The organism is Stappia stellulata DSM 5886, assembly GCF_000423705.1.
GTDB lineage: Bacteria > Pseudomonadota > Alphaproteobacteria > Rhizobiales > Stappiaceae > Stappia > Stappia stellulata.
In genome coordinates, this window is sequence record NZ_AUIM01000011.1 from 219,134 (window position 1) to 244,539 (window position 25,406).

Consider the following 25,406-nt stretch of genomic DNA (forward strand, 5'->3'; position numbering starts at 1 on the left):
GATCTCAAGACCCTCCCAGAACGCTGCGGACACGCGTGAGGCCGGCCTCGACGGTGGCAAGATCGTCGATCAGCGCAAGGCGGATGAAATCCGCGCCCGGATTGCCCGCACCTGCGTCCACCGCAAGCACGTCGCCCGGCAGCACCTTCACACCGGCCTCTGCCCAGAGCCTTTTCGCAACCGCGCTGCCGCCGCCCCGGCTGGCGACATCGAGCCACAGAAAAAATCCGCCCGGCGGCACGAGTGCGGGAAACAGCGATCCGAGGATCCGCTCCGCGCTTGCGTATTTCTCGTTGTAAAGACGGCGGTTTTCCACGACATGCGCCTCGTCGCGATAGGCTGCTGCGGCCACCGCCTGAAGCGGCATCGGCACCTGCGGCGCGGCCAGGCCGCGAAACCGCGACCAGCTCGCCAGAAATGCCGGATCGCCGGCGGCGAAGCCGCAGCGCAGGCCCGCGAGGTTCGACCGTTTCGACAGCGAATTCAGGCTGATCACATTGGCGAAACCGTCGCCCAATGCATGGGCTGCCTCCAGCACGCCCGGCGGCGGCGTCTCGCGGTAAATCTCGGAATAGCACTCGTCGGCGACGATGAAAAAGCGATGCTTGCGGGCAAGCCCGATCAGCTTCGTCCAGGTCGCGAGATCGGCAACCGCGCCCTGCGGATTGGCGGGGGAGGCATAGATGAAGGCGATGGTGCGCTCGAGAAGCTCCGGCGACAGCGCATCGAGATCGGGCAGGAAGCCCGTCTCCGCGCCCGCATCCAGATAGACGGCCTCGGCTCCGGCCACATGGGCGGCGGCCGCATAGGTCTGGTAGAACGGGTTCGGCATCAGGACCGCCGGACGGTCGGTCGTCTTGGCGAGATAATCGCGCGCGCCGAGGGCGGCGAAGGTCAGCCCCTCGCGCGATCCGTTCAGCGGCAACACGCCGCGCGCCGCATCCAGCGTGCCGCCAAGGCGATAGCGGGTATCGAGCCACTGCGAGACGGCGGCGCGGAAATCGTCGGTGCCGCGAATGTTGGGATAGCGGCTGAAGTCGGCCAGATTGGCGGCCAACAGGTCACCGGTAAAGGCGGGAATCGGATGACGCGGCTCGCCGATGGTCATCACGATGGGGTCTGCACCGGGCGTCACGCCCTCAATCAGCGCCGCAAGCCGCTCGAACGGATTGGCGGAGGGCAGGCCGGGACCGGACTGGACAGTGCGAATGGGCGAAACGGACATGCGAACCTGACTTCTCCCGCTCCGCGCCGTCAACCGGACGCGGAACCCAAGATATTGAAATCATTCGACCAAAGCCCGGAAAGGCGGCAGCCTTCGGTTCCAGGCGGTCTTGTTTGTCCGCAAAGCCTATCGTTGGTTGGTAAATCCCTCATTAACCAAGGACGGAAAGCGCCGGGCGCAAACGCCCCAGACCGGTGCCGGTCAGAAATCGCTGGCGATGCCCTTGATCTCCCAGTCCGCATAACGCGTCGGCTCCAGCCCGCCGCGCCCGTCGATCTCGCGCGGAAGGGCCTTTTGACGCGCATCGATCTCCTTGCGCCGGGCCTGTGCTTCCTTCAACGCGCGCTGCGCCGCTTCGGGAAGGTCCTCGAAACGCCGGGGGGCGGGGGCCTCGGGCGCGGCCTCCGGTGCCGGGGACGATGCGGTCTCGCTTTCGGTGGTGCTGGACATGATGGCGGGTGTCCCTCGCGGTTTCAGCCTTCGATGCAGGAGCCGGACTTGCACGAAACACGGGCCGGTCTCTTGCGCAACGGTTCGTCTCGGCCAACATATAGGGCGCATCGCCACATGGCCGCAACGCCGCCGGCGGATGCGCCCGGGGGAGAAGACGGTAACCGACGCGGCCAGGCCGCCAGACAGGGTTGAAACGGATGAACTATTTCCGCACGGCACTTCTGCTTGCCGCGATGACCGCGCTCTTCATGGGGCTCGGGTTTTTCATCGGCGGCCAGTCGGGCATGGTGATCGCCTTCCTGATCGCGGCCGGGATGAACGTTTTCAGCTACTGGAACTCCGACAAGATGGTGCTGAAGATGCACCATGCGGTCGAGGCGAACGAACGCCAGGCGCCGGAACTCTTCGCCATGGTGCGCCAGCTTGCGGCACGGGCGGAATTGCCGATGCCCAAGGTCTATCTGATCAACAACCCCCAGCCCAATGCCTTCGCCACCGGGCGCAATCCGCAAAACGCCGCCGTCGCGGCCACCACCGGCCTGCTCAACTCCTTGTCCCAGGAGGAGGTCGCCGCAGTGATGGCGCATGAGCTGGCGCATGTGAAGAACCACGACACGCTGATCATGACGATCACCGCGACGATAGCGGGTGCGATTTCCATGCTGGCCAATTTCGCCTTCTTCTTCGGCGGCAACCGGGACAACAACAACCCCTTCGGCTTTGTCGGGGTGATCGTGATGATGATCGTCGCCCCGATGGCGGCGATGCTGGTGCAGATGGCGATCAGCCGCACGCGCGAATATGCCGCCGACCGACTGGGTGCCGAAATCTGCGGCAATCCGATCTGGCTCGCCTCCGCGCTCGACAAGATCGCCGGCGGCGCGGCCCGCATTCACAACCCGGATGCGGAACGCAATCCGGCAACCGCCCACATGTTCATCATCAACCCGCTGTCGGGCGAACGCATGGACAATCTGTTTTCCACGCACCCGAATACGGAAAACCGCATCCGTGCCTTGCGCGAAATGGCAGGCGGGGGAGGCGGCACACGCACCGAGGGTCCCGTGCGCACCGACCCTCCCGGCCCCTGGGGCCGACGCTCGGGACGGCGCGAAACCCGCTCGGCAACGCCCCGCGGCCCCTGGGGCTGACGGGCGGGGCCGGACACCTCACGCAACGCCGGCAATGGAATTCGCCCTTGTGAAGACCGCACCGGCCGGGGCATATGCGCAGGCTCACGCAATTGCGCTCCGCGTCCGTCAGTACCGCGCCAGATCCGGCGCCCCGGAGCGACGCCGAACCGAAAGACCGCGCCCATCGTGCCGAACACCAGACCGCCCAGCCGCCCGACCGCAAACCACCGCAAGCCCCAGACGGGGCGCAAGGTGCCGGACCGGGAAACCCCGGGCCTCAAGGCACGCAAGATCGCGGCCGAAGTGCTCGGACGCGTGATCCACGGCCGGCGTCCGCTGGACGAGGAACTTCACGACGCTCGCGGACACCCCGACCTGCACACGCTGGGCGACAAGGACCGCGCGCTGGTGCGTGCGATCCTTGGCCTTGCGCTGCGTCGACGGGGCCAGATCGCGGCGGTCCTCCAGTTGCTGCTCGACCGGCCGATCCCGGAAAAGACCGGCGCCGTCATGAACATCCTGCATGTGGCCGGCGCGCAGATCCTGTTCATGGAGGTGCCCGACCGCGCCGCCGTCGACATCGCGGTCGCCGATGCCGGACGCGACCCGGTTACCCGCCGCTACAAGGGTCTTGTGAACGCCGTGTTGCGGCGCATGTCGGACAATTGCGCCGAACTGCTGGAAAAGACCGGACAAACCTGGCGCAACACGCCGGTCTGGCTCTTCGCCGGCTGGCAGAAGGCCTATGGCGAGGACGTCGCACTTGCGATGGCCGCCATGCACCAGCACGAGCCCAATCTGGATCTCACCGTGAAGTCCGACCCGCAAGCCTGGGCGGAACGGCTCGGCGGAGCGCTTGTCGCGCGCGACACGGTCCGCCTGGCGCAGGCCAGCGGACGCATCGAGGCGCTTGCCGGATACGACGACGGCGCGTGGTGGGTGCAGGACGCGGCCGCCAGCCTGCCGGCAAAGCTTCTGGGCGATGTGGCAGGCAAGCATGTTGCCGATCTTTGCGCCGCGCCCGGCGGCAAGACGGCGCAGCTCGCACAGGCCGGCGCGAAGGTCACCGCCTTCGACATCTCGAAAAAACGGCTGGCGCGGCTTTCGGAAAATCTCGAAAGGCTTGGGCTCGCCGCGGAGGTTGTGGCCGCCGATCTGCTGGAACACGATCCGAATACGCTTTTCGACGCAATCCTGCTCGATGCCCCCTGCAGCGCGACCGGTACGATCCGCCGCCACCCGGAGGTCGCCTGGAACCGGCGCAAGGAGGACATCGACGCGCTCGCCGAACGCCAGGCGGCCCTGCTCGAGCGGGCGGCAGGCTGGCTCGCGCCCGACGGAACGCTTGTCTATTGCACCTGTTCGCTGGAACCGGCCGAGGGCGAAAAGCAGGTCGAGGCGTTTCTCGCAGCCCATCCGGATTTCCGGCGTGCGCCCGTTCTCGAGACGGAAACCGGCGTGCCCGGAACGGTGACCGACGCCGGCGACCTGCGCACGCTTCCGTCATCGCTCGCGCGCGACCCGGCCGCGAGCGGGGGGCTCGACGGGTTCTTCGCAGCACGCCTCGTGCGCCGCACAGCCACAGGCGCGGACGGCTGATTCCCAAAAGGTTTGCCGTTCGGTGCGTGGATGGTTCGCACGTCGGGAGCCATCGGCTGAAAAGGCGCGTCTGCCGCGACCCTTGACGCAGTATCGGCGGCCGTATATCTCATATATGAGAGATTTGCTCAAAAGTGAGAAGCTCCATGGTGCGCGACCCGGACGCCAGGCTCGCCGAACGGATCCGGACACTGCGGACCCGCCAAGGCTGGACGCTGCAGGATCTGGCGGACAGGAGTTCGGTCAGTCGGGCAACACTGTCGCGCATCGAAAATGCGGAGGTCAGCCCCAACACGCAGGTGCTGGTTAAGCTGTGTTCCGCGTTCGGACTGACCCTGACCCGGCTGCTTGCGCCGCTGGACAGCGGATTTCAGGCGCTGATTGCACGCGACGAGCAGACGACATGGGCCGATGACGACATCGGCTACACCCGCCGGGTCGTCTCGCCACCGAACCGCGATCTTGCCGCCGAGGTGCTCCGCTGCGAGCTGCGGGCAAACACCCGCATCGACTATGAAACACCGCCCGTCGCCGGCCAGGAACACCACCTGGTCATGCTGGACGGCGAGTTGACCGTCGAAATCGACGGCCGTGCCTACGGGCTCTCACAGGGGGACTGTCTGCGCTATCGGCTGTTCGGCGCCTCGCGGTTCGAAACCCGCGCGGCGCCTGCCGCCTATCTTCTTGTCCTGGGCTGATCTCATGTCAAACATCGCAATCGCACATCTCTTCGGCGATGCGCTTGAAGCGCGCCTCGACGATCTTTCGGCCATCCTCGTCGCCAGCGTGAACGCCGGCGCGGCGATCGGCTTCCTGCAGCCTTTCGACCGTCCGGCGGCGCGGCGCTTTTGGGAAAGCCGCGTATTGCCGGAGGTCCGCCGGGGCAACAGGCTGCTGCTGGCGGCCGTTTCCGGCGACACCGTGGTCGGCACCGTGCAGCTGGAAACGATGCTTCCGCCCAATCAGCCGCATCGCTGCGAGGTCTCGAAAATGGCCGTGCACCCAGAGCACCGGCGAAAGGGCATCGCCCGGTCGTTGATGCAGGCGCTGGAAACCCACGCCAGATCACGGGGCAAGACGCTGATCACCCTCGATACAAGGACCGGGGATCCGGCCCAGAGCCTCTACGCCTCGCTGGGCTACAGACAGTCCGGCATCGTGCCGGGCTTCGCGCTCGACCCCGACGGCCGCAAGCTTCATTCGACCACCTACATGTACAAGGCGCTTTGATCCCGCGCAGTCGGTTTCAGGTCCCGCGCCAACAGGCCGTCCGGCCGGTCCCGGGGCGGAAACGCCACCAGGACGCCACCGTCCGTCGATGCGGCGCTGACGCTACGGCCGCCGCGCAATCGCGAAAAACCCGGGCATTTCCAGAGATACATGTCGAATCCTGCGGGAAGTTGTAACGGATCGCTAACCTTAATCCGTGAGACTCGTCCATCATGCGAACACGTGTCGCGAAAGGATTTGCGCGCAACGCCCAAAGGGCTGGAGGGAAACCAATCGAAATGACGCTATTATCAGTGGCCGAACGGGCACGGGTCTGGCGTCTTCTCGCGCATACGGCCTGGCAGTCCGTATTGCGATGGGTTCACGGCGGCCCCCTGTTTCGCTGGCGACCGTTCTCGGGCGCGCCCGCGCGCCTGCTGATCGCACCGCAAGACCTGCGCACCGCCGACGGCACCAACGCGGCCGACATCTACGCCGGCCGCTTCGTCTTCGCCGGCCAGCAGATCGAGGCGAACGGGCGCTCGCCCTTCGAGGTCGAGCCGCCGTCGCGCGACTGGGCGCGGGCGCTGCACGGCTTCGGCTGGCTGCGCCACCTCAAGGCCGCCGACACCGTGGTCGCGCGCCAGAATGCCCGCGCGCTCGTCGACGACTGGATGCGCTATTGCGGTTACTGGCACGAGATCGGTTGGGAACAGCCGGTGGTGGCCCGCCGGGTGCTCGCCTGGCTGTCGCAGTCGCCGCTCATCCTGGAAGACTGCGACCGGGAGTTCTATCGCCGCTTCCTGCGCGCGCTGGCCCGTCAGGTGCGCTATCTCAGACGCACGATGAACGAGACACCGGACGGCGTGCCGCGCCTCACCGCGGCGATCGCCGTTGCGGCGGCCACCGTCTCCATGTCCGGACAAGGGCGCTACGTGCGCCAGAGCCTGCGCCGCCTCGACCAGGAGCTGACCCGCCAGATCCTCGCCGACGGCGGTCATGTGTCGCGCAATCCCGCTGCCCTTCTCGATATCCTGGTGGATCTTCTGCCAGTCCGACATGCACTGACCGTTCAGGGGCTGCCGACGCCCCAGGCGGTGATGCAATCCATCGACCGAATGATGCCGATGATCCGCTTCTTCCGGCACGGTGACGGCGCCTTCGCGCATTTCAACGGCATGGGGCCGACCCCGGCGGATCTCGTGGCCACGATCCTTGCCTATGATGACGCCCGCGGCGCGCCACCGACCAATGCGCCGCATTCCGGCTATCAGCGGCTCAGCGCCGGCGACACGGTCGTGCTGATGGAAACCGGCTGCCCGCCACCGCCCGTGCTCAGTCTGAACGCCCATGCCGGCTGCCTGTCGTTCGAGCTTTCGTCGCGTCGCACGCGGCTTGTCGTCAATTGCGGCGTGTCGTCCTCCGACCGCGGAACCTGGCGCGCGGTTTCGCGCGCCACCGCCGCCCATTCCACCGCAACCATCGACGACACCTCGTCGGCGCGGTTCCTCTCCGACCCGCGTTACCGCGACTGGCTCGGCGCGCCCATCGTCGCCGGGCCGACGGCCGTTCCCGTTTCCCGGGAGGACGGGCCCGACGGGGCGCGCGTCGTCGCCAGTCACAACGGCTACCAGGAAAGCCACCGCCTGATTCATGAACGCGACCTCACACTGGCCACCGACGGCAGCGTTCTGGACGGCATCGACCGCTTCATGCCGACCGGCAAGTCCGTGCGCGGCGACGAATTCGCGCTCAGGTTCCACCTTCACCCCGCGCTCAAGGCAAGCGCGGTGCGTGCCGGGACGGCCGTCCTGATCGTTTCGCCCGACGGCGAGGCCTGGGAGTTCGTCGCTCCGGGCTGCGAGACGGTCATCGAGGAGTCCGTGTATCTGTCGGATGCCTATGGCCACAGGCGCAGCGAACAGATCGTGGTTTACGGGCGTGTCACCCACCGCCGCGAGGCGGCGTGGCAGTTCCGCCGCACAGCGACACCGCGCGCCAACCGCCGCCGTGTCAGCGACGCGGGCGCGGAGGAGCTCGACATCTAGAGCGCTGGAAGGGCTTTGCGGAAGCGGCGTTTGCGCAGGAAGCCTAGTCCGACGGGGTCCGGCTGGCATAAAAGGCAGCGACTGCGGCAATCTCCGCATCGGTCATCGCATCGGCGATCCGTTCCATGACACCGAGAGGGCTGCCGCTGCGCTTCCCCGCCTTCCAGGCGGTCAGCTGGGCTTCGATGTAGGCGGCGGGCTGCCCCTCCAGCGGCGGCGCGATCGCGATCTCGGCAAGATCGCCGATCCCCTCATGACACATGACACAGGCCGTCACATCGCGTCCGTCGGGGGCACGGCGCCCGGCATAGGCCAGCAATTCGCCGGATCGCGCAAGCTGCCAGTCGAGATCGGCCGGCGGCTTGCCTTCCGGGCGGGGCAGGCTCGCGTAATAGGCGAGAACCGCCGTTTTCTCCGCCTCCGCAAGACGGGCCGCGATGGGTGCCATCACGTCGTTGACCCGTTCGCCGCCGATATAGGCGGCAAGCTGGGCATAGAGATAATCATAGGGCAAACCCGCCAGCCCCGGCACGATCCCGGTGCCTTCGCCCTTCAGGCCGTGACAAGCCATGCATTTCATGTCGACACCGCCTGCCACCGCGCCGCCGGTGGCGATCTCGCGCCCCCGCGCGATGCGCGCATCGTCGAAACGCGCGGCTGCCTCCTCCCCAAACCCGAACAGTCCGGACGATCCCCGGTCCGCGTCCTGGGCCACGGCCTGTCCGGAACCGGACGCAATGAAAATCGAGGTCCACAGCAAGACGGGGCGAAGCCGAGCAAACAGCGACATGCGCTCACCCTCCCTCAAGTTCGGCAAATTCCTTGCGCATCCGCGCCACCGCCTCGGCCGTCACCTCTCCCTGGTAGCTGTTGCCAAGGTTGCTGCGCAGGAAGTTCACGATTGCGGCCACCTGGCTGTCGTCGAGCCATTCGGCAAAGGACGGCATCGCGCCATTGCCTTCGAGGATGAGATTGACCGGATACCGGGCGGTGCTCATGCGCGCGTTTCCGGCAAGGGCGGGATAGGCCGCCGCGCCCGAAACGCCTTCGCCATCCGATCCGTGACAGCCCGAACAGGCACGGCGAAACAGCGTTGCGCCATCCGTGTCGGTGAACCGGTCGACGGTCGATCCCAGGTCATGCGTGCCGGGCCTGGCCGGCGCGTCATGATCCTGCGACCATGCGGCAAAGCCGACGGAGGCGAAAACGACGACAAGAGCGCAACGTGCAACGTGGGTCATGCAAAGCCTCCTTCGACGCTCACGGCGCGCTCGTCGCGTGGTCATGCACCTGCCGGATGGCATCGAGCGCCGACAACAGCGAGCCCTCCTGCCAGCCGGGAAGATAGGAGATATGCTCGCCCGCACACACGAAGCGCTTGTCCATCGTCGCGGCGATTTCATAGTCGCGGCCGCGCTCGTCCCAATTGCTGTAGCAGCCCAGCATCCAGGGAACCCGGTGCCAGCTCAGGACAACGCCGGTGGAGAATTCCTCGCGATACTGCGGATGAATTTGCGCCCCTTGCGAGAGAACCGATTCCAGACGCTCCCCGGGCGCCATCGAATTGTAGGCATAGGCCTGCGGGCCGTAGACGTAAGCGCCCAGGAGCACACCGGGCCCGCTTGAATGCATCTCGTTGGAGGGATAGCTGATCTCGGCGATGGGCAGGTCCGTCAGGGTGATGCCGCCGTAAATCTGCTCGTCGCGCTCCCAGAACCGGCGCTTGAATTCCAGTCCGGCCTTGACCGCCTCGTGATAGTGCAACTGCCGCATCACGCGGCGCAACTCGGGTGATACATCGACATCCAGCTGGCTGAGGATCGTGAAGGGAATGGTACAGACACAATAATCCGCCGCGACCTGCCCACCCTCGCCGTCGCCACCGACCTTGTCGAAGTCCACGGTCACGCCGTCCTCGCCCTGCACGACCCGCGTCACACGGGCATTGTAGGTGATCAGGTCGCCGACCTCCCGCTGAAAGGCCTGCGCGATCTGCTCCATCCCGCCGACAGGCTGGAACATCGGCGCATGATGCCGGTAGGTGGTGTGGTTGCGCATGTACTGCCAGAAGCGCGACGTAAGCAGGTCGTTCAAGGCGATCGGCTCGGACGGCTCCGGCGCGGCATCCCAGAGCCCCCCGCCAGGCGCGCCGGCATCGGGGTAGCCCCGGTATTCGGCGGTGTCGAGATTGCGGCTGTAGCGATGGTTCTTGTCGAGCACTCCGAAGGAGGTCAACGATTCCAGCAGGATCTCGGTGTCCTCGACACTGGCGGTCTGGTCCAGCGCCCCCTTGTTGGTGGCCTTTGCCAGCAGTTCCGAGATCTGGCCGACGTAATCCGCCCAGGCATGACCGTAGCGCACCGGCTTGCCCCCGAAATGATCGGCCGAATGCAGATAGGCATTCTGGTTTTCCTGAACGAACACCTCCAGAGGCACATTCAGCCGCTCGCAGTAATCGAGCAGCGCCCGGTGATGGTGGGGGATGCGCCACGGGCCAATGTTGATGTATTGGCCCTTGGAAAACCCGACGTCCTGCGTGTAGCCGCCAAGCTCTTCGATCCGGTCACCGCCCTTCAGCGTCCAGCACCGGCCGCCGGCGCGTGCCTGATACTCCAGGATCCGCACCGAATAGCCCGCATTGCGCAATTCCAGCGCCGCGCACAGGCCGGCAAGACCGGCACCCAGAACGACAACCGAGGCGCCCTCAGGGGCACCGCTCAGCTCCGGCGGCCCGCGGTAGGGGCTTTGCTGGGCATGACCGAGGCTCGTCATCGCGCTCATCATGGAGCCGGACCCTGCAGCAAGCCCGATCATCTTCAGCAGCGCTCGGCGGGACGGGCGGGAAGGGGTGTCAGACATAGGGCACCTTGCAACGTCATTGAATGGCACCTCTCCAACAGCTGCAGGATCCGGTTTGTTCCGAGAATTCTGCGGGACCGACCCGGCGGAGGGGCGATGTCACCATGAATCGCACCGCCCGGCGCGTTTTCGCCGGCTTTCCACCATCGCCGGCTTCCCGAAACCCGAGCTTCATGCTAGGCGCTTGGACCATCTCCCAATGCCCAACCGTCGAAGGAAAATCCACATGGCCGTGGCGTCGAAACGCATCCCCGTTCCCGAACTGGTCCCCGTCAAGCGCGCGCTCCTGTCCGTCTCCGACAAGACCGGGCTGGTCGACTTCGCCAGGGCGCTTGCAGATCGGGGCGTTTCGCTGGTCTCCACCGGCGGCACCCGCGCGGCGCTTGCCGACGCAGGCCTTGCCGTCAGCGATATTTCCGAGGTCACGGGCTTTCCGGAAATCATGGACGGCCGGGTGAAGACACTGCATCCCAATGTCCACGGCGGCCTTCTGGCGATCCGCGACGACGCCGACCACGCGGCCGCGATGCGCGAGCACGGCATCGAGGGCTTCGACCTCGTCTGCGTGAACCTCTATCCCTTCGAGGAAACGGTGGCGAGCGGCGCGGATTTCGCGACCGCCATCGAAAACATCGACATCGGCGGCCCGGCCATGACCCGCGCGGCGGCCAAGAACCACGCCTATGTGACCATGATCAGCGATCCGGCCGACTATGCCGGCGTGATCGACGCCATGGACCACAATGAAGGCCAGGTGCCGCAGGAACTGCGCAAGCGCCTGGCACAGAAGGCCTTCGCCCGCACCGCTGCCTATGACGCGGCCGTCTCCAACTGGTTCGCCACCGCGATCGGCGAGCCGGCACCCGCGCATGTGGCGATGGGCGGCCAGCTGTCCTCGGTGATGCGCTACGGCGAGAACCCGCACCAGCAGGCGGCCTTCTACACCACGCCGGAACGCCGCAACGGCGTCGCCACCGCCCGGCAGGTCCAGGGCAAGGCGCTGTCCTACAACAACATCAACGACACGGATGCCGCCTTCGAGCTGGTCAGCGAGTTCGATCCGGCAGCGTCCGCAGCCGTCGCCATCATCAAGCACGCCAATCCCTGCGGCGTCGCCGTCGGCGACACGCTGCGCGCGGCCTATGAGAGCGCGCTCGCCTGCGATCCCGTCTCCGCCTTCGGCGGCATCGTCGCCCTCAACCGCCCGCTCGACGCGGACGCCGCCACCGAAATCGTCAAGATCTTCACCGAGGTGATCATCGCACCCGACGCGAGCGAGGAAGCCATCCGCATCGTCGCGGCGAAGAAGAACCTGCGCCTGCTGCTGACCGGGGGGCTCGCCGACCCGCGCGCGGGCGGACGGATCGTCAAGTCGGTTGCCGGCGGCCTGCTGGTCCAGGACCGTGACACCGGCATCGTCGACGATCTCGACCTCAAGGTGGTCACCAGGCGCCAGCCGAGCGATCAGGAGCTGGCCGACCTCAAATTCGCCTTCCGTGTCGCGAAACACGTGAAGTCCAACGCCATCGTCTACGTGAAGGACGGCGCAACGGCTGGCATCGGCGCAGGCCAGATGAGCCGCATCGACAGCGCGCGTATCGCCGCCCAGAAGGCGCAGGACGCCGCCGATACGGCCGGCTGGGACGCACCGCGCACGCACGGCTCTGCGGTGGCCTCCGACGCGTTCTTCCCCTTCGCCGACGGCCTGCTCGCCGCCGCCAAGGCGGGTGCGACCGCCGTGATCCAGCCGGGCGGCTCCATGCGCGACCAGGAGGTGATCGACGCCGCCGACGAAGCCGGGCTCGCCATGGTCTTCACCGGCATGCGGCACTTCCGCCACTGACGGACGATGGAAACGCGCGGCGCGTGCTTTGAAAACGCGCGCCGCGCACCCCACATGTCTTCCCGAGACGGCAGTTCACGCAAGAAGGGCGGAGGCATGGCGACGAGCGACTACGATCTTGGTATCGATCCCGAATATCTCGGTCCCGAAGACGAGCGGGAACAGAAGGTCAGCGCGCGCATCTTCACTGTCGCCCGCAAGGCGGCTAGGCAGATTCCCTTCATGGAAGACGTGATCGCGGCCTATTACTGCGCACTCGATCCGGCAACGCCATCGCGGGTGCGCGGCGCGATCTTCGCCGCCCTTGCCTATTTCGTGATGCCGCTGGACATGGTCCCGGACATGCTTTTGGGGATCGGCTTCACCGACGATGCCAGCGTGCTCCTGGGGGTTCTGGCGATGATGCGTACCCATGTACGCGACGAGCATCTGGAAGCCGCGCGCGACGCATTGGATCCCTCACGCGCGCGAACCGGCAAGACCGGCGCCTGAGGCCTCGGCGGCGCGCTCAGTCCGCCAGGTCGTCCCGCACGTCGCGCGGCGGCGTGCCGGGTGTGCGCCAGCAACCCGCCTGACGGCCCGCCAGCAGCCAATAGACGAAGCCGCCAACGAAACCGGCGGCGAGAACGACGAGGCTGCCCGGCGGAAGGCCGCGGTGCGACGCCTGGTCGCCCGCCTCCTGCATTGCCCACAGGCCAAGCGCGATCACGCCGCCGGCGGCAAGATGAAAAACGATGCCGCGCAAGCGAAGCGCTTCCGACAGGAAAACGGCGAAAAGCGCCGGCACGAAGGACAGCCCGCCGATAACGCTGGCCCCGACAAGGCCGGCGCCGACTGCCGCACCGATTTCAGCGGGATGAGCCTCTCCCGTCCAGGCCTGAAACAGGCCAAAGGCCAGGAAAAAACCGGCTGCGACAAAGGCCAGCACCAGAGCGATCACCACACGGATCGTTTGCGCCAGCGCTGCGGCGGCATTGGTCATGGCGCTCAGGCGCTCTGTCCGGCCGGCGCGCTTTCAAGCGCTGCCCGGTCGCGGGCGCGCATGCGTTCCGATTCCGACTTGAGCTGACCGCAGGCGGCGAAGATATCGCGCCCGCGCGGGGTGCGGATCGGCGACGCGTAGCCGGCATTGTTCACCACATCGGCGAAGGCTTCGATCTGCTCCCAGTCCGAGCATTCGTGCGCCGAGCCCGGCCACGGATTGAACGGGATCAGATTGATCTTGGCCGGAATGCCGCGCAGCAGCTGCACCAGCTTGCGCGCGTCGGCCAGACTGTCGTTGACACCCTTGAGCATCACATACTCGAAGGTGATGCGCCTGGCATTGTTCAGGCCCGGATAGGCGCGGCAGGCATCGAGCAGCGCCGCTATGTTCCATTTCTTGTTGATCGGCACCAGCTCGTCGCGCAACTCGTCGCGCACCGCATGCAGCGAAATCGCCAGCATGCAGCCGATTTCCGCGCCCGTGCGCGCGATCTCCGGAACGATCCCCGACGTCGACAGGGTGATGCGTCGCTTGGACAGCGACAGGCCGTCGCCATCGGAGGCGATCAACAGCGCCTTCTTGACGTTGTCGAAATTGTAGAGCGGCTCGCCCATGCCCATCATCACGATGTTGGTGACCAGGCGCCCTTCGCTCGGCACCGCCGCATCCGCGGGCGTTTCGCCGCGCGGGAAATCGCCGAGACGGTCGCGGGCGATCAGGATCTGGGAGAGGATTTCCTCCGCCGTCAGATTGCGGACCAGTCGCTGCGTACCGGTATGGCAGAAGCTGCAGGTCAGCGTGCAGCCCACCTGCGAGGACACGCAAAGCGTCCCCCGTCCCTCTTCCGGGATATAGACGGTCTCGATCTCGACAGGTCGTCCGGCGCCGCGCGGCGGAAAGCGGAACAGCCACTTGCGCGTGCCGTCATTGGAGATTTGCTCGGAAACGATTTCGGGACGCGCGATGGTAAAAGCTTCATCGAGCTGCGCCCGCAAATCCTTGGAGACATTGCGCATATCGGAAAAATCGGAGACGCCGCGCACATACATCCAGTGCCACAGCTGTGCCACCCGCATGCGCAGCTGCCGCTCGGGAACGCCAATGCGCGAAAGCGCCTGTGCCAGGTCGTCCCGGTCGAGGCCGATCAGTGTCGGCTTTTCCGCGGGCTGTGCTGCCGTGGCCGGTGCGGTTTTGCGCCGCTTGTCGGGGCCGTCGATGTCGATCACGGTCATGATCCGGTTTCCAAAGGTTCGTGCGTCTTGAGGATCCGGCGCGAATGGGCCGCCCGGGACCCGTTCGGCTGCAGGGCCGCAGTCGAACGGTCGAAGTCTAACATGCCCGGCATCGGGCAACCTGCCCGAAATGAAAAGCCCTGCACCAACGCCGAAAGGCGGTGGCCTGAACCACCGCCTTTCGACAGGACGACTGAATATACGTCATCGCCGGCAAATGCGAGTCCGATTGTCGCGGAAAACCGCCGGTTTTACCGGCAGGAAGAGTCCGCGGAGCCAATCGCAGCCGTCACGCCGGACAGCGAAAAGGTGTAGGTCGTCTGGGTACCGCGCGCCGAAACGCCCGACACGACCATGTCCCGGCCGGCCTTCATGGCGGCGACGAGCTTGCGCTCCTCCGCCGGATTGGCCATCCAGGCACCATCCTTCTTGGTGAACATCGTGAACTTCTGCCCGTCGACATCGACGGAAACGGAAGACTGCTCCTTGAAGGAATAGCCGACGATCACGCTTGGCTCATTGTCGACGTTCTCGCCCGGACGGTTCGATACGAAGAAGAACACGTCTCCGTGATTGCGATCGCTCGGGGCGAGCTTTGTGGGTTTCGAAAGCGCGTAGCAAACCTTGCCCTTGGCTCCGCCATAGGAATAGGTCGCCCATGCGCTGTGCTGGCCGATCAGAGCCGGCGTCTGCGCCAGCGCTGTCGCGCTCGTGAAAACAAGCGCAAGAAGGGCCGCAATTAGCGTTCGTGCCTGCATCATCTCCTAACCGCTACTGCTCCCGTTGCATTTGGGTCAAACTCGCCAGGTTGGGGTTACCTTGTCTTAAGGATATCGCACCGCAAGTTACGAAAGGGTTGATAGATCCGCGTGAACGTGGCGCGACCTGTAAAACTCGGTATGATCGTGATGTGGAGCACGCTGCCTGTACAAATCGGGCGAGAGTGTGACATCACCGGAAAAGCGGGAAAAACCAAAACGCTATTGACGAATGCCGTCATGGCGGGCTGTTGTGCCAGCGGGGTCGAGACACGGATTGCAGGGTGTTCGAGACTTGTTTCCAGGCGTCGCTGGCGGGACCGACGCGCCCGACAATGCGGGTGCGGCATGCAGGAATGGACAACGATAGACGATGTGGAACACTGCCGACCAGCTTCCTTGGACGGGTGAGGCCGCATAGACCGTGGCAACGCCCGACCAGCTGACAGACCTTATCCGCCGCGTTGCAGACGAGCGCGACAAGACCGCCTTTGCGGCCCTGTTCGACCATTTCGCGCCGCGTCTGAAATCCTATCTGGTGCGCCTGGGGGCCGACGCCGCCTCGGCGGAGGAACTGACCCAGGAAGTGATGATCACGCTGTGGCGAAAGGCGCATCTCTTCGATGACAGCCGCGCGACCGCGGCCACATGGCTGTTCCGCATCGCCCGCAACCGGCGGATCGACGCGCTGCGACGCGACCGCTCGGCCCTGCTCGACAAGGAAGACCCCAGCCTTCGACCAGCGGCGCCTGAAGATCAGGACGACGAGCTCGACGCGCGCCTGCGCGAGGACCGCGTGCGCGCGGCGCTGACCTCGCTGCCCGAGGAACAGGCCGACCTTATCCGCCGCGCATTTTTCTCCGGCCTGTCACACAGCCAGATCGCAGAGGACACCGGCCTGCCGCTCGGCACCGTGAAGTCCCGCATCCGCCTCGCCTTCGGTCGCCTGCGGCGCATCCTGGAGGCCGACGAGGCCGTCGACATCGACTGATACATATCTCCGGAAAACCTGGCCGCTTCAAACCGGCAGGCGCGAGACCAAAGCAAAAGGGCCGCCGGCAATGCCGCGGCCCTTTCTATTAAGCTATTGATAAATATTGTCTTTAAGACGAAACACCGAGAATTCGGCAAATCTCGTCGAGCTGTTCCAGCGACGCATAGCGGATCTTGAGTTCGCCGGTGCCCTTCTCCTGCTTGTGAGCAATGGCGATCTTCAGGCCGAGCGTATCGGTCAGCCGCTTTTCGAGCGCGCGCGTGTCGGCGTCCTTCTCAGCCTTTTCAGCCTTGCCCTTCGGGCCGGCCTTCTTGGCGAAGGCATCCGGGTCTTGCGCCAGCCGCTCCGCCTCGCGCACGTTCAGGCCCTTTTCCAGGATCAACTCCGCCAGCGCGGCCGGGTCTTCCGCCGTGATCAGCGCACGTGCGTGACCCGCGGTCAAAAGCCCCTCGGCCAGATAGTCCTTCACCGAATTGGGAAGCTTGAGCAGGCGCAGCGTGTTGGCGACATGGCTGCGGCTCTTGCCGATGACCTTGGCCAGTTCGCTCTGGCTGTAGGAAAACTCCTGGACGAGCTGGTCGTAGCCGAGCCCCTCCTCGATCGGATTGAGATCGGCGCGCTGGACATTCTCGATGATCGCCAGTTCCAGGGCTTCCTGATCGGTAACATCGCGCACCACGACGGGCACCACATGCAATCCGGCCCGCTGCGCCGCCCGCCAGCGTCGTTCGCCGGCAATAATCTCATAAGCATTGTCGCGAGAGGACACCGGCCGCACCAAAAGGGGCTGGACAATTCCCTTTTCGCGAATGGAGGAGGTCAGGTCGTCAAGATCGGCCTCGGTAAAGCTCTTGCGCGGGTTTCGCGGATTCGCGGTGAGGAACTCGATCGGCACCCGACGCGTGTCGCGCGGCGGGCGTGGATCCGAGGGCGGTTCGGTCCCGACCTCACCGATCAGTGCGGCCAGCCCCCGCCCGAGCCGCTTCTTCTTTCCGCTGTCGTCGTCCGCCATTTCGCTCACTCGTCACCCCTGCGCCCGATGCGCGTGTCCCCTGAAAGTCCTCAGTTTCAATTGTTGCGCATCCGAATCCATGCGCCGGCCGCTCCCCGATCAGGCGGCAACGCCGCGCAGAGTCCGCTCGCGCTGGATGATTTCCGACGCAAGACGCAGATAGGCCTGGCTGCCGGAGCACTTCAGATCGTAAAGCAGCGCCGGCTTGCCATAGGACGGCGCTTCCGACACCCGCACGTTGCGCGGAATGACCGTGTCGTAGACCGCATCGCCCATGGTCTCGCGGACATCCGCGACCACCTGGTTGGAAAGGTTGTTGCGGCTGTCGAACATCGTCAGCACGATCCCGTGAATGGAGAGTTCCGGATTCAGCGCCGCCTTGACCTGCTCGACCGTGCTCAGCAACTGGCTGAGGCCCTCAAGCGCGAAGAACTCGCACTGCAGCGGCACAAGGATCGAATGGGATGCCGACAGCGCATTGATCGTCAACAGATTGAGCGAGGGCGGGCAATCGATCAGCACATAGGTGAAATCGAAGCTGCCGTCGCCCCGCTCGCCATGCGCCATTTCCGAAACGGCGGAGCGCAACCGGTGGGCCCGGTCGCTGCGCGCGGCGATTTCCAGCTCGACACCCAGAAGATCCATCGTAGAGGGTGCAACCCACAAGCGCGGCACCGCCGTCTCCTGGATCGTTTCGGCGAGGGAACACTCCCCGGTCAAAACATCGTAGGTCGACAGATCGCGGGCGCGGCGGTCAATGCCGAGCCCCGTCGAGGCATTGCCCTGCGGATCGAGATCGACCACCAGCACACGTTCGCCGATAGCGGCCAGCGCGGTTCCGAGATTGATGGCGGTCGTCGTCTTGCCGACACCGCCTTTCTGATTGGCCAGCGCCAGAACGCGCGGAGACTGAGGAAGCATGCTCATCCGGATCTAACCTTTCCCTGTCGCGCCGCGCGGCCGGATCCGCTTGAGTATCAAGAGCCGGCTGTCGGGATCGATGAGGCTGTTCTGTTCTACCATGTCGAAGGCCCAGGCGTGAGACGCTTGCGCGACCTCCTCGCGAAAATTCTTCCCCTTGTGGAAAATCGCCAACGCACCGCGACGCACGAAGGGCTCCGCGAAGCCGCAGAGAACCGAGAGATCGGCCAGCGCCCGCGCCGAAACCGCCTGGATCGGCGCTGTGCCGAACGACGCCAGCTCTTCCGCCACCGCCTCGATACGCTCGGCGTGAACCGTTGCCGGGCATCCGGTCTCCCGGATCACGGCGCGCAGGAAGGCAACCTTGCGCTGGTTGCTCTCCACCAGATGCACATGGGCATCGCCTTCGGATTTGCCGTCCTGCATCAACGCGATGGCCGTCACCAGCCCGGGAAAGCCCGCGCCGCTGCCGAGATCCACCCAGTGCCGCGCGCCCTCCCCGGCCTTGAGAACCTGGAGACTGTCGGCGACATGACGGCGCCACACGTCCGGCAATGTCGACGGCGCGACGAGGTTTTGCGCCTTTTGCCAGCGCAGCAGAAGGTCGACGTAGATCCTCAGACGGTCTTCTGTTTCACGTGAAACGGGGAAAACATCGTGGAGAACCTGGGGATCGTCTGTGACGGAAACGGCGGCGGGACGGCTCATGCCGCTGCCCCCGGCCGGTCGGCCCGCCGGCGGACATGCGACAACAACAGGCTGAGGGCGGCCGGCGTCACCCCGTCGATCCGCGCCGCCTGCCCGAGGGTTTCCGGCCGCACGGCATCGAGCTTCTGCCGGGCCTCGTTTGAGAGCCCGCGCACCGATGCATAGTCGAGGTCCTCCGGCAAGACCAACGCCTCGTCCCGCCGCAACGCATCGATATCCGCCGCCTGTCGCTGCAAATAGACCGCATAGAGCGCATCGATCGCGACCTGCTCCGCGCTGGCACGGTCAAGCGAGCCGATTTCCTGCGGCCACAGCGCCGACAACCGGTCGAGGTCGATGTCAGGATAAGACAGAAGCTCGAAGGCCGAGCGGCGCACGCCGTCCCGATTGATTGGCAAGCCCGCGCGTCGCCCGGCCTCGGGCGTGGCCGTCAGGCCCTCCAGGATCGAGCGGGCCTCGGACAGCCGCGCGCATTTCGTTTCGAAAGCGACTCGACGCGTCGAGCCGACGCAGCCGACCTCCAGCCCGAGCGGGGTCAGACGCTGGTCGGCATTGTCCGCCCGCAACGACAGACGATACTCGGCACGCGAGGTAAACATGCGATAAGGCTCGGAAACCCCACAAGTGACGAGGTCGTCGATCATCACGCCGATGTAGCCCTGATCGCGACCGAAGACGATCTCTGCACCGCCACCGACCGCCCTTGCGGCATTGAGGCCGGCAACCAGTCCCTGCGCTGCGGCCTCTTCATATCCGGTGGTGCCGTTGATCTGCCCTGCGAGGAACAGCCCTGCCACCCGCCTGGTTTCCAGCGTGCGCCGAAGCTCGCGCGGATCGATGTGATCGTATTCGATGGCATAGCCCGACTTGATCACCGAAACGCGCTCCAGACCCGGAATGGTCTTCAGGAACGCGAGCTGCACATCCTCCGGAAGCGAGGTCGAGATCCCGTTCGGATAGATCGTGTGGTCGTCCAGCCCCTCCGGCTCGAGAAAGATCTGATGCCCGTCGCGATCGGCAAAGCGCACGACCTTATCCTCGATGGAGGGACAATAGCGCGGGCCCTGCCCGGAGATATGCCCGGCGTACATTGCGGAACGTTGCAGGTTCTCGCGAATGATCGCATGGGTCTCCGGCGTCGTGCGGGTGATGTGACACGAAATCTGCGGTGTCTCGATGGACGCCGTCAGGGTGGAAAAAGGTTCCGGAGCCGAATCGCCCTTCTGCTCGTCAAGACGCGCCCAGTCGATGGTGCGCCCGTCCAGGCGCGCGGGAGTTCCGGTCTTCAACCGACCGAGCTCGAAGCCATGATCGAGCAAGGATGCGGCAAGCCGCCGTGCCGGTGGTTCGCCCGCCCGCCCGGCCGGGATCCTGCGGTCGCCAATATGAATGACACCGCGCAGGAAGGTTCCGGTCGTCAGGACGATGGCGCCGGCTGAAAGCTCGCGCCCATCGGCCAGCCGGACGCCCGTGGCCCGTCCATCGACGACAAGCAGCTCCGCCGCCTCTCCCTCGACGACATCGAGATTGGCCGTTTCGCGGATCGCTTCCTGCATCGCAGCGCGATAGAGCGCCCTGTCCGCCTGGGCACGCGGACCGCGCACCGCCGGTCCCTTGCGACGATTGAGCAGACGAAACTGGATACCGGCCTTGTCGGCAACCCGCCCCATCAATCCGTCAAGCGCATCGACCTCCCGCACCAGATGGCCCTTGCCAAGACCGCCGATCGCCGGATTGCAGGACATCACGCCAACGGTCTCGAAGCTGTGGGTCACCAATGCGGTGCGCGCGCCCAAGCGTGCGCTGGCAGCCGCGGCCTCACAGCCGGCGTGACCGCCACCGATCACGATCACATCGAGGCACAAATCAGCCCGCTGCGATCCATTCGAACGCGTCGCGTCCGCCATCATTGTCTCTCCGAACGCTCGGGAAACGACGCGTGCCAGACGACACCCGCCCCTTCGCATATACCGACCTTGATCCGATTCCACGTCGCTGAGAACCGAGCCCCATCGATTTGCGGCATTGCGTCAATCCTCGCCCATGCGGCGGATGATCTGCAAGACAGGGCCCGGATCCGTGGAAATCCGCCAACCCCTGATATCCAATCCATAAGACCTGGTCAAAACAACTTGCCTTGTCCGGCGCCGGAACGATTCCCCGAACGCAGCGGGCACCCTGGTTCGCGGATCGCGGAATCCCCTATCATTTCGGCTGAGTCTTCATTTCGGTTTTGAATCGATGCCGGGTTTGTGCTGTTTCACGTGAAACGCTCGTTTACTTCCCGATACAAAACTCTGAGAAAATAACGTCCAGGAGATCCTCCACCCCGACCCGCCCGGCAATCCGTCCGAGCGCATCCGCGGCATTTCTCAGGTCCTCCGCCCGCAATTCCAGCGGCCGACCGCCGGCGATCGCGGCCGTCAGCGAGTCGCGCGCGACAGAAATCCAGCGACGATGCCGGTCGCGGGTCGCCACCGGATCGGACGTGGTTCCCACCACATCGCGCGCAAAATCCCCAAGAGCGGATATCAGGCCGGGCAGCCCGTCTTGCGTATGGGCGGACAATCGAAACGTGCCGTCCTGTGTCGAGCCGGCATCTGGTGCGGCGCGCATGTCGATCTTGCTTTCCACGATCCAGACCGGCGCGGACAGCTGAGGCGGGGACGCCTGTGCCTCGCCCGCTTCCGGGTCCGTCAGCCACAGCACGAGATCGGCATCATCCGCGCGCGCCAATGCCCGCCGGATGCCCTCCCGCTCCACCTGTCCCTCGGCCTCCCGAATGCCGGCCGTGTCGATCAGCGTCACCGGGTAACCGTCCAGATCCAGATGCACCTCGATAATATCGCGCGTGGTCCCGGCTTCCTCGGTGACGATCGCAACATCGCGCCGCGCAAGGGCATTCAACAGGCTCGACTTGCCGGCATTCGGACGCCCGAGGAGCGCCACCTGAACACCGGAGCGCAAACGTTCGGCCCCTCTCGCGCGCGCCAAATGGGCATCGATCTCGTCGCGCAGCTCCCTTGCCTGCGACCAGATACCATCCGCGACGCTCCCGGGCACATCCTCCTCGTCCGCGAAATCGAAGTCCGCCTCGATCATGGCACGCATCCGAATCAATCGGGCCCGCCAGGCGTCATAGACAGCCGTCAGCGCACCGCCCATCTGCGTCACCGCCTGCCGGCGCTGCGCTTCGGTCTCCGCATGAATGAGATCGGCAAGTCCCTCGGCCTCGAGCAGATCGAGACGGTCGTTGTCGAAAGCGCGCCTCGTGAACTCTCCGGCCTCCGCCGGCCGGTAACCGGGCAAACGGGAAAGCACGTCAAGAAGCGCAGCGACGACCGCCCGCCCCCCGTGGCACTGGATCTCGGCAATATCCTCGCCAGTGAAGCTCGCCGGAGCGGGAAACCAGAGGACGAGCGCTGCGTCGAGAAGATGCCCGGACGCCGGGTCGTGCAAGCGGGCAAGGGTTGCCTTTCGCGGCTCGGGAAGGCGACCCATCATCGCGTCGAAAGCACACCGTGCATTGCGCCCTGAAATTCGCAGGATCGCGACACCCGTCGGCAGGCCGCCACTCGACAGCGCATAAATCGTATCCTGCATTCCCAGTGCCTCATTTTTCGCTCTCGCGGCCCCAGGTCCGCGCATGTCTCACACGGCAGGCGTGAAAGAGCCGGGCCGGCATCGAGACAACAGCACCCGCCTTGCTGCTTGTCCGCTCTCGTCCCTGCATTACCTTCATGGCAACGCACGACCGGACACGCCCGCGCCCGGCGCGGCTTCTCAATAACGGGAACCCCCATGACCGACAACCGCCTTGCGAACGCCACCAGCCCCTATCTACTCCAGCACAAGGACAATCCGGTGGCCTGGCGCCCCTGGGGCCCCGACGCACTTGCGGAAGCACGCGACTGCGGCAAGCCCATCCTTCTGTCGGTCGGCTATGCCGCCTGCCATTGGTGCCATGTCATGGCCCATGAAAGCTTCGAGGACCCGGATGTCGCGGATGTGATGAACACGCTCTTCGTCAACATCAAGGTCGACCGGGAAGAGCGGCCGGACATCGACCAGATCTACATGAGCGCCCTTCATGCGCTTGGCGAGCAAGGCGGATGGCCGCTGACGATGTTCCTGACCAGCGAGGCCGAACCCTTTTGGGGCGGAACCTATTTCCCCAAAACCGCCCGATGGGGCCGCCCGGGATTTGTCGATGTGCTCGAGGCCGTGTCCAAGGCTTTTCAGTCGGACCGGTCCCGAATCGACCAGAACCGCGACGGGCTGATGTCGCATCTGCGTCAGGCCGCGACCCGACGGGGCCCGGACGACGCTGGTCCCGGCCTTCCCGCCGGGCTGGCGACAACCGCCGGACTGAGGCTCAGCGAACTCCTCGATCCGATCAACGGCGGGACCAGGGGCGCGCCGAAATTTCCACAGGCGAGCGTGATGGAGCTGATCTGGCGGGCCGGCCTGCGCGCCGGTCGCGAAGACATCCGCATGGCGGGCATTCATTCGCTCGAACGCATGAGCAACGGCGGGATCTACGATCACATCGGCGGCGGCCTCTCGCGCTACTCCGTCGACGAGCGCTGGCTCGTTCCCCACTTCGAAAAGATGCTCTACGACAATGCGCAGTACCTGTCGCATCTCGCCCTGGTCGCCGGAAGCGAACCCGCGCCGGATCATGCGGCGTTGTTCCGCCAGCGAATCGATGAGACGGTGGCCTGGATCGATCGGGAGATGCGAACCGACGGTGCCTTTGCCGCGAGCCTCGATGCCGACACCGATGGTGAGGAAGGCAAGTCCTATGTCTGGACGCCGGACGCGGTGGTCGAGGTTCTCGGAAAAGCCGATGCCGCTGCCTTCAACCGCGTCTATGACATTTCGCCGGCCGGAAACTTCGAGGGCGCCAGCATTCCCAACCGGCTGACGCGCACGGACGACCCAAACGATCCGACCACCGAGGCCCGGCTTGCCGAGACACGCAAGCGTCTTCTGACCGCGCGCGACCGTCGGCCGCAACCGGGCCGCGACGACAAGATCCTGACCGACTGGAACGGGCTTCTCGTCTCCGGCCTCGCACGCGCAGCGGAGATTGTTTCACGTGAATCCCTGCGCGACATGGCAGTTGAGACCTATCGCGTTCTCATGAAGCGGATGATGACGGAGACCGGTCTCGCCCACGCCTGGCGCGCCGGCACCATGGTCGCGCCAGGGTTCGCCACCGATCATGCCGCCATGATGCTCGCTGCCCTGGCGCTTGCCGAGACATCGCCCGATCCCCGGGAGACCGAGGGGTACATCCAGGATGCAGAACAGCTGGGCACTTTCCTCGACCGGCACTACCGGCATGAGAGCGGGGGCTATTATCTGACGTCGGATCGCGCCGAGGACCTGATTGTACGGCCGCTTTCGCCGATGGACGAGGCAACACCCAATGCCAACGCCATGGCCGCGGAAGCGTTTGTGCGTCTCTGGCACCTGACCGGTGACAACGCCCACCGAGCCAGGGCCGACGCGATCGTTGCCGCCTTCGCCGAAGCGATCCCGAAAAACGTTTTTGGAACGGCCGGGCTGTTGAACGCGCTCGACACGCTGGAACACGGAGTGCTCGCGGTTATGGTGACCCGGGACGGCGCGCGGGACCGGGGCCTCGATCACGCGATCCTCGCGCTCGGCGATCCGTCGATCATCCGCAGAACCGTCGAGGAGAGCGGCGCTGCCCTGCCCGACCAGCATCCGGCTGCAATGAAGCCGACGATCGACGGCATGCCCACACTCTATCTCTGCACGGAAGGGCGCTGCGGCCCGCCGCTCACCGATCCGTCGCGGGTGGCGGAAGCGCTTCACGCGCTGCGCGGCAGGTGATCTTCAGGGACCGCAAGACGATAGAGCACGTGATCGCGCAAGGGGTGGGCCTCGGGCAACGCCGGATGCGCGAAGGCGCCGGACGGATCCTCGCTCATTCCAAGGCGTGCCATCACCCGGCGCGATGGCACATTCGAGACGGTGGTGAAGGAAATGATTTCGCGAAGGTGGAGGGTTTCGAAACCGAATCGAAGCCAACACCGCGCCGCCTCCGTCGCGAAACCCTTGCCCCAGGCGTGACGTGCGAGCCGCCAGCCAATTTCGAACGTCTCGGGCACCGGCACGTCCGGGACGGGTCGGTTCAAGCCGACAAATCCCAAAAATGCGCCAGTTTTCTTTTCTTCCACGGGCTGAAAGCAAATCCCGCCGGCTTCCGCCTTTTCCACGGCCCGGGCAATCATTGCATCGCTCTGCGCGCGGGTGAGCGTCGCAGGAAAATAACGCATGACATCCGGATCGGCATTGAGCGCGGCGAAGGCATCGCTGTCAGCCGCGCGCCAGGGACGCAACCGCAAGCGGTCGGTTTCAAGACTGATTTCGGGCACGTGTGGATCCCTTGTCA

At 65.5% G+C, this 25,406-nt stretch carries 23 protein-coding genes; 9 read left to right on the top strand and 14 right to left on the bottom strand.

The window, feature by feature from the left end; translation table 11 throughout:
- Positions 1–4 precede the first annotated feature (4 nt).
- Positions 5–1,225, bottom strand: a complete 1,221-nt coding sequence (locus G572_RS23150) for an aminotransferase class I/II-fold pyridoxal phosphate-dependent enzyme (RefSeq protein ID WP_051242028.1) — start codon at positions 1,223–1,225, stop codon at positions 5–7.
- Between the two features lie 201 nt (positions 1,226–1,426).
- Entirely contained in the window at positions 1,427–1,675 is a 249-nt protein-coding gene (locus tag G572_RS0108550) for a DUF1674 domain-containing protein (protein ID WP_029058109.1), read from the bottom strand.
- 200 nt (positions 1,676–1,875) lie between these two features.
- On the opposite strand from G572_RS0108550, the gene htpX reads away from it, so the two are divergent.
- The 5 genes from htpX (at position 1,876) to G572_RS0108575 (ending at position 7,667) form a co-directional block, all read left to right on the top strand.
- Positions 1,876–2,829 (top strand): zinc metalloprotease HtpX, encoded by a 954-nt coding sequence (gene htpX / locus G572_RS0108555; protein ID WP_029058110.1) that lies wholly within the window; start codon positions 1,876–1,878, stop codon positions 2,827–2,829.
- A 168-nt stretch (positions 2,830–2,997) separates the two neighbouring features.
- Positions 2,998–4,410, top strand: coding sequence for an RsmB/NOP family class I SAM-dependent RNA methyltransferase (locus G572_RS0108560; RefSeq protein WP_051242030.1), 1,413 nt, complete (start codon positions 2,998–3,000; stop codon positions 4,408–4,410).
- Between the two features lie 146 nt (positions 4,411–4,556).
- A complete protein-coding gene (locus G572_RS0108565) occupies positions 4,557–5,108 on the top strand; it encodes a helix-turn-helix domain-containing protein (protein ID WP_029058112.1) in 552 nt (183 codons plus the stop codon).
- A 4-nt stretch (positions 5,109–5,112) separates the two neighbouring features.
- Entirely contained in the window at positions 5,113–5,640 is a 528-nt protein-coding gene (locus G572_RS0108570; protein ID WP_029058113.1) for a GNAT family N-acetyltransferase, read from the top strand.
- A gap of 278 nt (positions 5,641–5,918) precedes the next feature.
- A complete protein-coding gene (locus G572_RS0108575) occupies positions 5,919–7,667 on the top strand; it encodes a heparinase II/III family protein (RefSeq protein ID WP_029058114.1) in 1,749 nt (582 codons plus the stop codon).
- Between the two features lie 43 nt (positions 7,668–7,710).
- On the opposite strand, the gene G572_RS23155 is transcribed toward G572_RS0108575, so the two are convergent.
- The 3 genes from G572_RS23155 to G572_RS0108590 are packed head-to-tail and all read right to left on the bottom strand — an operon-like array spanning position 7,711 to position 10,526.
- A complete protein-coding gene (locus G572_RS23155; protein ID WP_051242032.1) occupies positions 7,711–8,457 on the bottom strand; it encodes a c-type cytochrome in 747 nt (248 codons plus the stop codon).
- A 4-nt stretch (positions 8,458–8,461) separates the two neighbouring features.
- Positions 8,462–8,908, bottom strand: coding sequence for a c-type cytochrome (locus G572_RS23160; RefSeq protein ID WP_051242034.1), 447 nt, complete (start codon positions 8,906–8,908; stop codon positions 8,462–8,464).
- A gap of 19 nt (positions 8,909–8,927) precedes the next feature.
- Positions 8,928–10,526 (bottom strand): flavin monoamine oxidase family protein, encoded by a 1,599-nt coding sequence (locus G572_RS0108590; RefSeq protein ID WP_029058115.1) that lies wholly within the window; start codon positions 10,524–10,526, stop codon positions 8,928–8,930.
- A gap of 226 nt (positions 10,527–10,752) precedes the next feature.
- Here G572_RS0108590 and purH point away from each other — a divergent pair, with 226 nt between their 5' ends.
- Positions 10,753–12,369 (top strand): bifunctional phosphoribosylaminoimidazolecarboxamide formyltransferase/IMP cyclohydrolase, encoded by a 1,617-nt coding sequence (gene purH, locus G572_RS0108595; protein ID WP_029058116.1) that lies wholly within the window; start codon positions 10,753–10,755, stop codon positions 12,367–12,369.
- 96 nt (positions 12,370–12,465) lie between these two features.
- The gene (locus G572_RS23165; RefSeq protein ID WP_037546265.1) at positions 12,466–12,861 is read left to right on the top strand and encodes a YkvA family protein; all 396 of its coding nucleotides are present in this window, start codon (positions 12,466–12,468) and stop codon (positions 12,859–12,861) included.
- A gap of 16 nt (positions 12,862–12,877) precedes the next feature.
- On the opposite strand, the gene G572_RS23170 is transcribed toward G572_RS23165, so the two are convergent.
- The 3 genes from G572_RS23170 to G572_RS0108615 form a co-directional block, all read right to left on the bottom strand.
- Positions 12,878–13,351 (bottom strand): hypothetical protein, encoded by a 474-nt coding sequence (locus G572_RS23170; RefSeq protein WP_051242036.1) that lies wholly within the window; start codon positions 13,349–13,351, stop codon positions 12,878–12,880.
- A 5-nt stretch (positions 13,352–13,356) separates the two neighbouring features.
- Positions 13,357–14,586, bottom strand: a complete 1,230-nt coding sequence (rlmN, locus tag G572_RS0108610; RefSeq protein WP_029058117.1) for a dual-specificity RNA methyltransferase RlmN — start codon at positions 14,584–14,586, stop codon at positions 13,357–13,359.
- A gap of 251 nt (positions 14,587–14,837) precedes the next feature.
- Positions 14,838–15,347 carry an invasion associated locus B family protein gene (locus G572_RS0108615; protein WP_029058118.1) on the bottom strand — a complete coding sequence of 170 codons (510 nt, stop codon included), beginning with the start codon at positions 15,345–15,347 and terminating at the stop codon, positions 14,838–14,840.
- 421 nt (positions 15,348–15,768) lie between these two features.
- On the opposite strand from G572_RS0108615, the gene G572_RS0108620 reads away from it, so the two are divergent.
- Positions 15,769–16,335 (top strand): sigma-70 family RNA polymerase sigma factor, encoded by a 567-nt coding sequence (locus tag G572_RS0108620; protein ID WP_029058119.1) that lies wholly within the window; start codon positions 15,769–15,771, stop codon positions 16,333–16,335.
- A gap of 112 nt (positions 16,336–16,447) precedes the next feature.
- On the opposite strand, the gene G572_RS0108625 is transcribed toward G572_RS0108620, so the two are convergent.
- The 5 genes from G572_RS0108625 to mnmE form a co-directional block, all read right to left on the bottom strand.
- Positions 16,448–17,350: a ParB/RepB/Spo0J family partition protein gene (locus tag G572_RS0108625; RefSeq protein WP_029058120.1), complete on the bottom strand. Its 903-nt coding sequence runs from the start codon at positions 17,348–17,350 to the stop codon at positions 16,448–16,450.
- A gap of 99 nt (positions 17,351–17,449) precedes the next feature.
- Complete coding sequence (locus tag G572_RS0108630) at positions 17,450–18,277, bottom strand: ParA family protein (RefSeq protein ID WP_029058121.1); 828 nt, start codon at positions 18,275–18,277, stop codon at positions 17,450–17,452.
- Positions 18,278–18,283: 6 nt separating this feature from the next.
- The gene (rsmG, locus tag G572_RS0108635) at positions 18,284–18,979 is read right to left on the bottom strand and encodes a 16S rRNA (guanine(527)-N(7))-methyltransferase RsmG (protein WP_029058122.1); all 696 of its coding nucleotides are present in this window, start codon (positions 18,977–18,979) and stop codon (positions 18,284–18,286) included.
- Positions 18,976–20,889, bottom strand: a complete 1,914-nt coding sequence (mnmG, locus tag G572_RS0108640) for a tRNA uridine-5-carboxymethylaminomethyl(34) synthesis enzyme MnmG (RefSeq protein WP_245566184.1) — start codon at positions 20,887–20,889, stop codon at positions 18,976–18,978. Before mnmG ends, rsmG begins: the two co-directional genes overlap by 4 nt.
- 367 nt (positions 20,890–21,256) lie before the next feature.
- Positions 21,257–22,582 (bottom strand): tRNA uridine-5-carboxymethylaminomethyl(34) synthesis GTPase MnmE, encoded by a 1,326-nt coding sequence (mnmE, locus tag G572_RS0108645; RefSeq protein WP_029058124.1) that lies wholly within the window; start codon positions 22,580–22,582, stop codon positions 21,257–21,259.
- Between the two features lie 198 nt (positions 22,583–22,780).
- Here mnmE and G572_RS0108650 point away from each other — a divergent pair, with 198 nt between their 5' ends.
- A complete protein-coding gene (locus tag G572_RS0108650) occupies positions 22,781–24,844 on the top strand; it encodes a thioredoxin domain-containing protein (RefSeq protein WP_029058125.1) in 2,064 nt (687 codons plus the stop codon).
- Here G572_RS0108650 and G572_RS0108655 read toward each other — a convergent pair.
- Complete coding sequence (locus G572_RS0108655) at positions 24,823–25,389, bottom strand: GNAT family N-acetyltransferase (RefSeq protein WP_245566185.1); 567 nt, start codon at positions 25,387–25,389, stop codon at positions 24,823–24,825. The two genes, G572_RS0108650 and G572_RS0108655, sit on opposite strands and share 22 nt — an antisense overlap.
- Between the last annotated feature and the right edge of the window lie 17 nt (positions 25,390–25,406).

Coding starts and splice junctions, on each gene's coding strand:
- G572_RS0108615 (WP_029058118.1), bottom strand. CDS start 15,347: ATGATGCAGGCACGAACGCTAATTGCGGCCCTTCTTGCGCTTGTTTTC.
- rsmG (WP_029058122.1), bottom strand. CDS start 18,979: ATGAGCCGTCCCGCCGCCGTTTCCGTCACAGACGATCCCCAGGTTCTC.
- G572_RS0108570 (WP_029058113.1), top strand. CDS start 5,113: ATGTCAAACATCGCAATCGCACATCTCTTCGGCGATGCGCTTGAAGCG.
- rlmN (WP_029058117.1), bottom strand. CDS start 14,586: ATGACCGTGATCGACATCGACGGCCCCGACAAGCGGCGCAAAACCGCA.
- G572_RS0108625 (WP_029058120.1), bottom strand. CDS start 17,350: ATGGCGGACGACGACAGCGGAAAGAAGAAGCGGCTCGGGCGGGGGCTG.
- G572_RS0108565 (WP_029058112.1), top strand. CDS start 4,557: ATGGTGCGCGACCCGGACGCCAGGCTCGCCGAACGGATCCGGACACTG.
- G572_RS0108630 (WP_029058121.1), bottom strand. CDS start 18,277: ATGAGCATGCTTCCTCAGTCTCCGCGCGTTCTGGCGCTGGCCAATCAG.
- mnmG (WP_245566184.1), bottom strand. CDS start 20,889: ATGATGGCGGACGCGACGCGTTCGAATGGATCGCAGCGGGCTGATTTG.
- G572_RS0108650 (WP_029058125.1), top strand. CDS start 22,781: ATGACCGACAACCGCCTTGCGAACGCCACCAGCCCCTATCTACTCCAG.
- G572_RS0108575 (WP_029058114.1), top strand. CDS start 5,919: ATGACGCTATTATCAGTGGCCGAACGGGCACGGGTCTGGCGTCTTCTC.
- G572_RS23150 (WP_051242028.1), bottom strand. CDS start 1,225: ATGTCCGTTTCGCCCATTCGCACTGTCCAGTCCGGTCCCGGCCTGCCC.
- G572_RS23160 (WP_051242034.1), bottom strand. CDS start 8,908: ATGACCCACGTTGCACGTTGCGCTCTTGTCGTCGTTTTCGCCTCCGTC.
- G572_RS23155 (WP_051242032.1), bottom strand. CDS start 8,457: ATGTCGCTGTTTGCTCGGCTTCGCCCCGTCTTGCTGTGGACCTCGATT.
- purH (WP_029058116.1), top strand. CDS start 10,753: ATGGCCGTGGCGTCGAAACGCATCCCCGTTCCCGAACTGGTCCCCGTC.
- mnmE (WP_029058124.1), bottom strand. CDS start 22,582: ATGCAGGATACGATTTATGCGCTGTCGAGTGGCGGCCTGCCGACGGGT.
- G572_RS0108550 (WP_029058109.1), bottom strand. CDS start 1,675: ATGTCCAGCACCACCGAAAGCGAGACCGCATCGTCCCCGGCACCGGAG.
- G572_RS23170 (WP_051242036.1), bottom strand. CDS start 13,351: ATGACCAATGCCGCCGCAGCGCTGGCGCAAACGATCCGTGTGGTGATC.
- htpX (WP_029058110.1), top strand. CDS start 1,876: ATGAACTATTTCCGCACGGCACTTCTGCTTGCCGCGATGACCGCGCTC.
- G572_RS0108590 (WP_029058115.1), bottom strand. CDS start 10,526: ATGTCTGACACCCCTTCCCGCCCGTCCCGCCGAGCGCTGCTGAAGATG.
- G572_RS23165 (WP_037546265.1), top strand. CDS start 12,466: ATGGCGACGAGCGACTACGATCTTGGTATCGATCCCGAATATCTCGGT.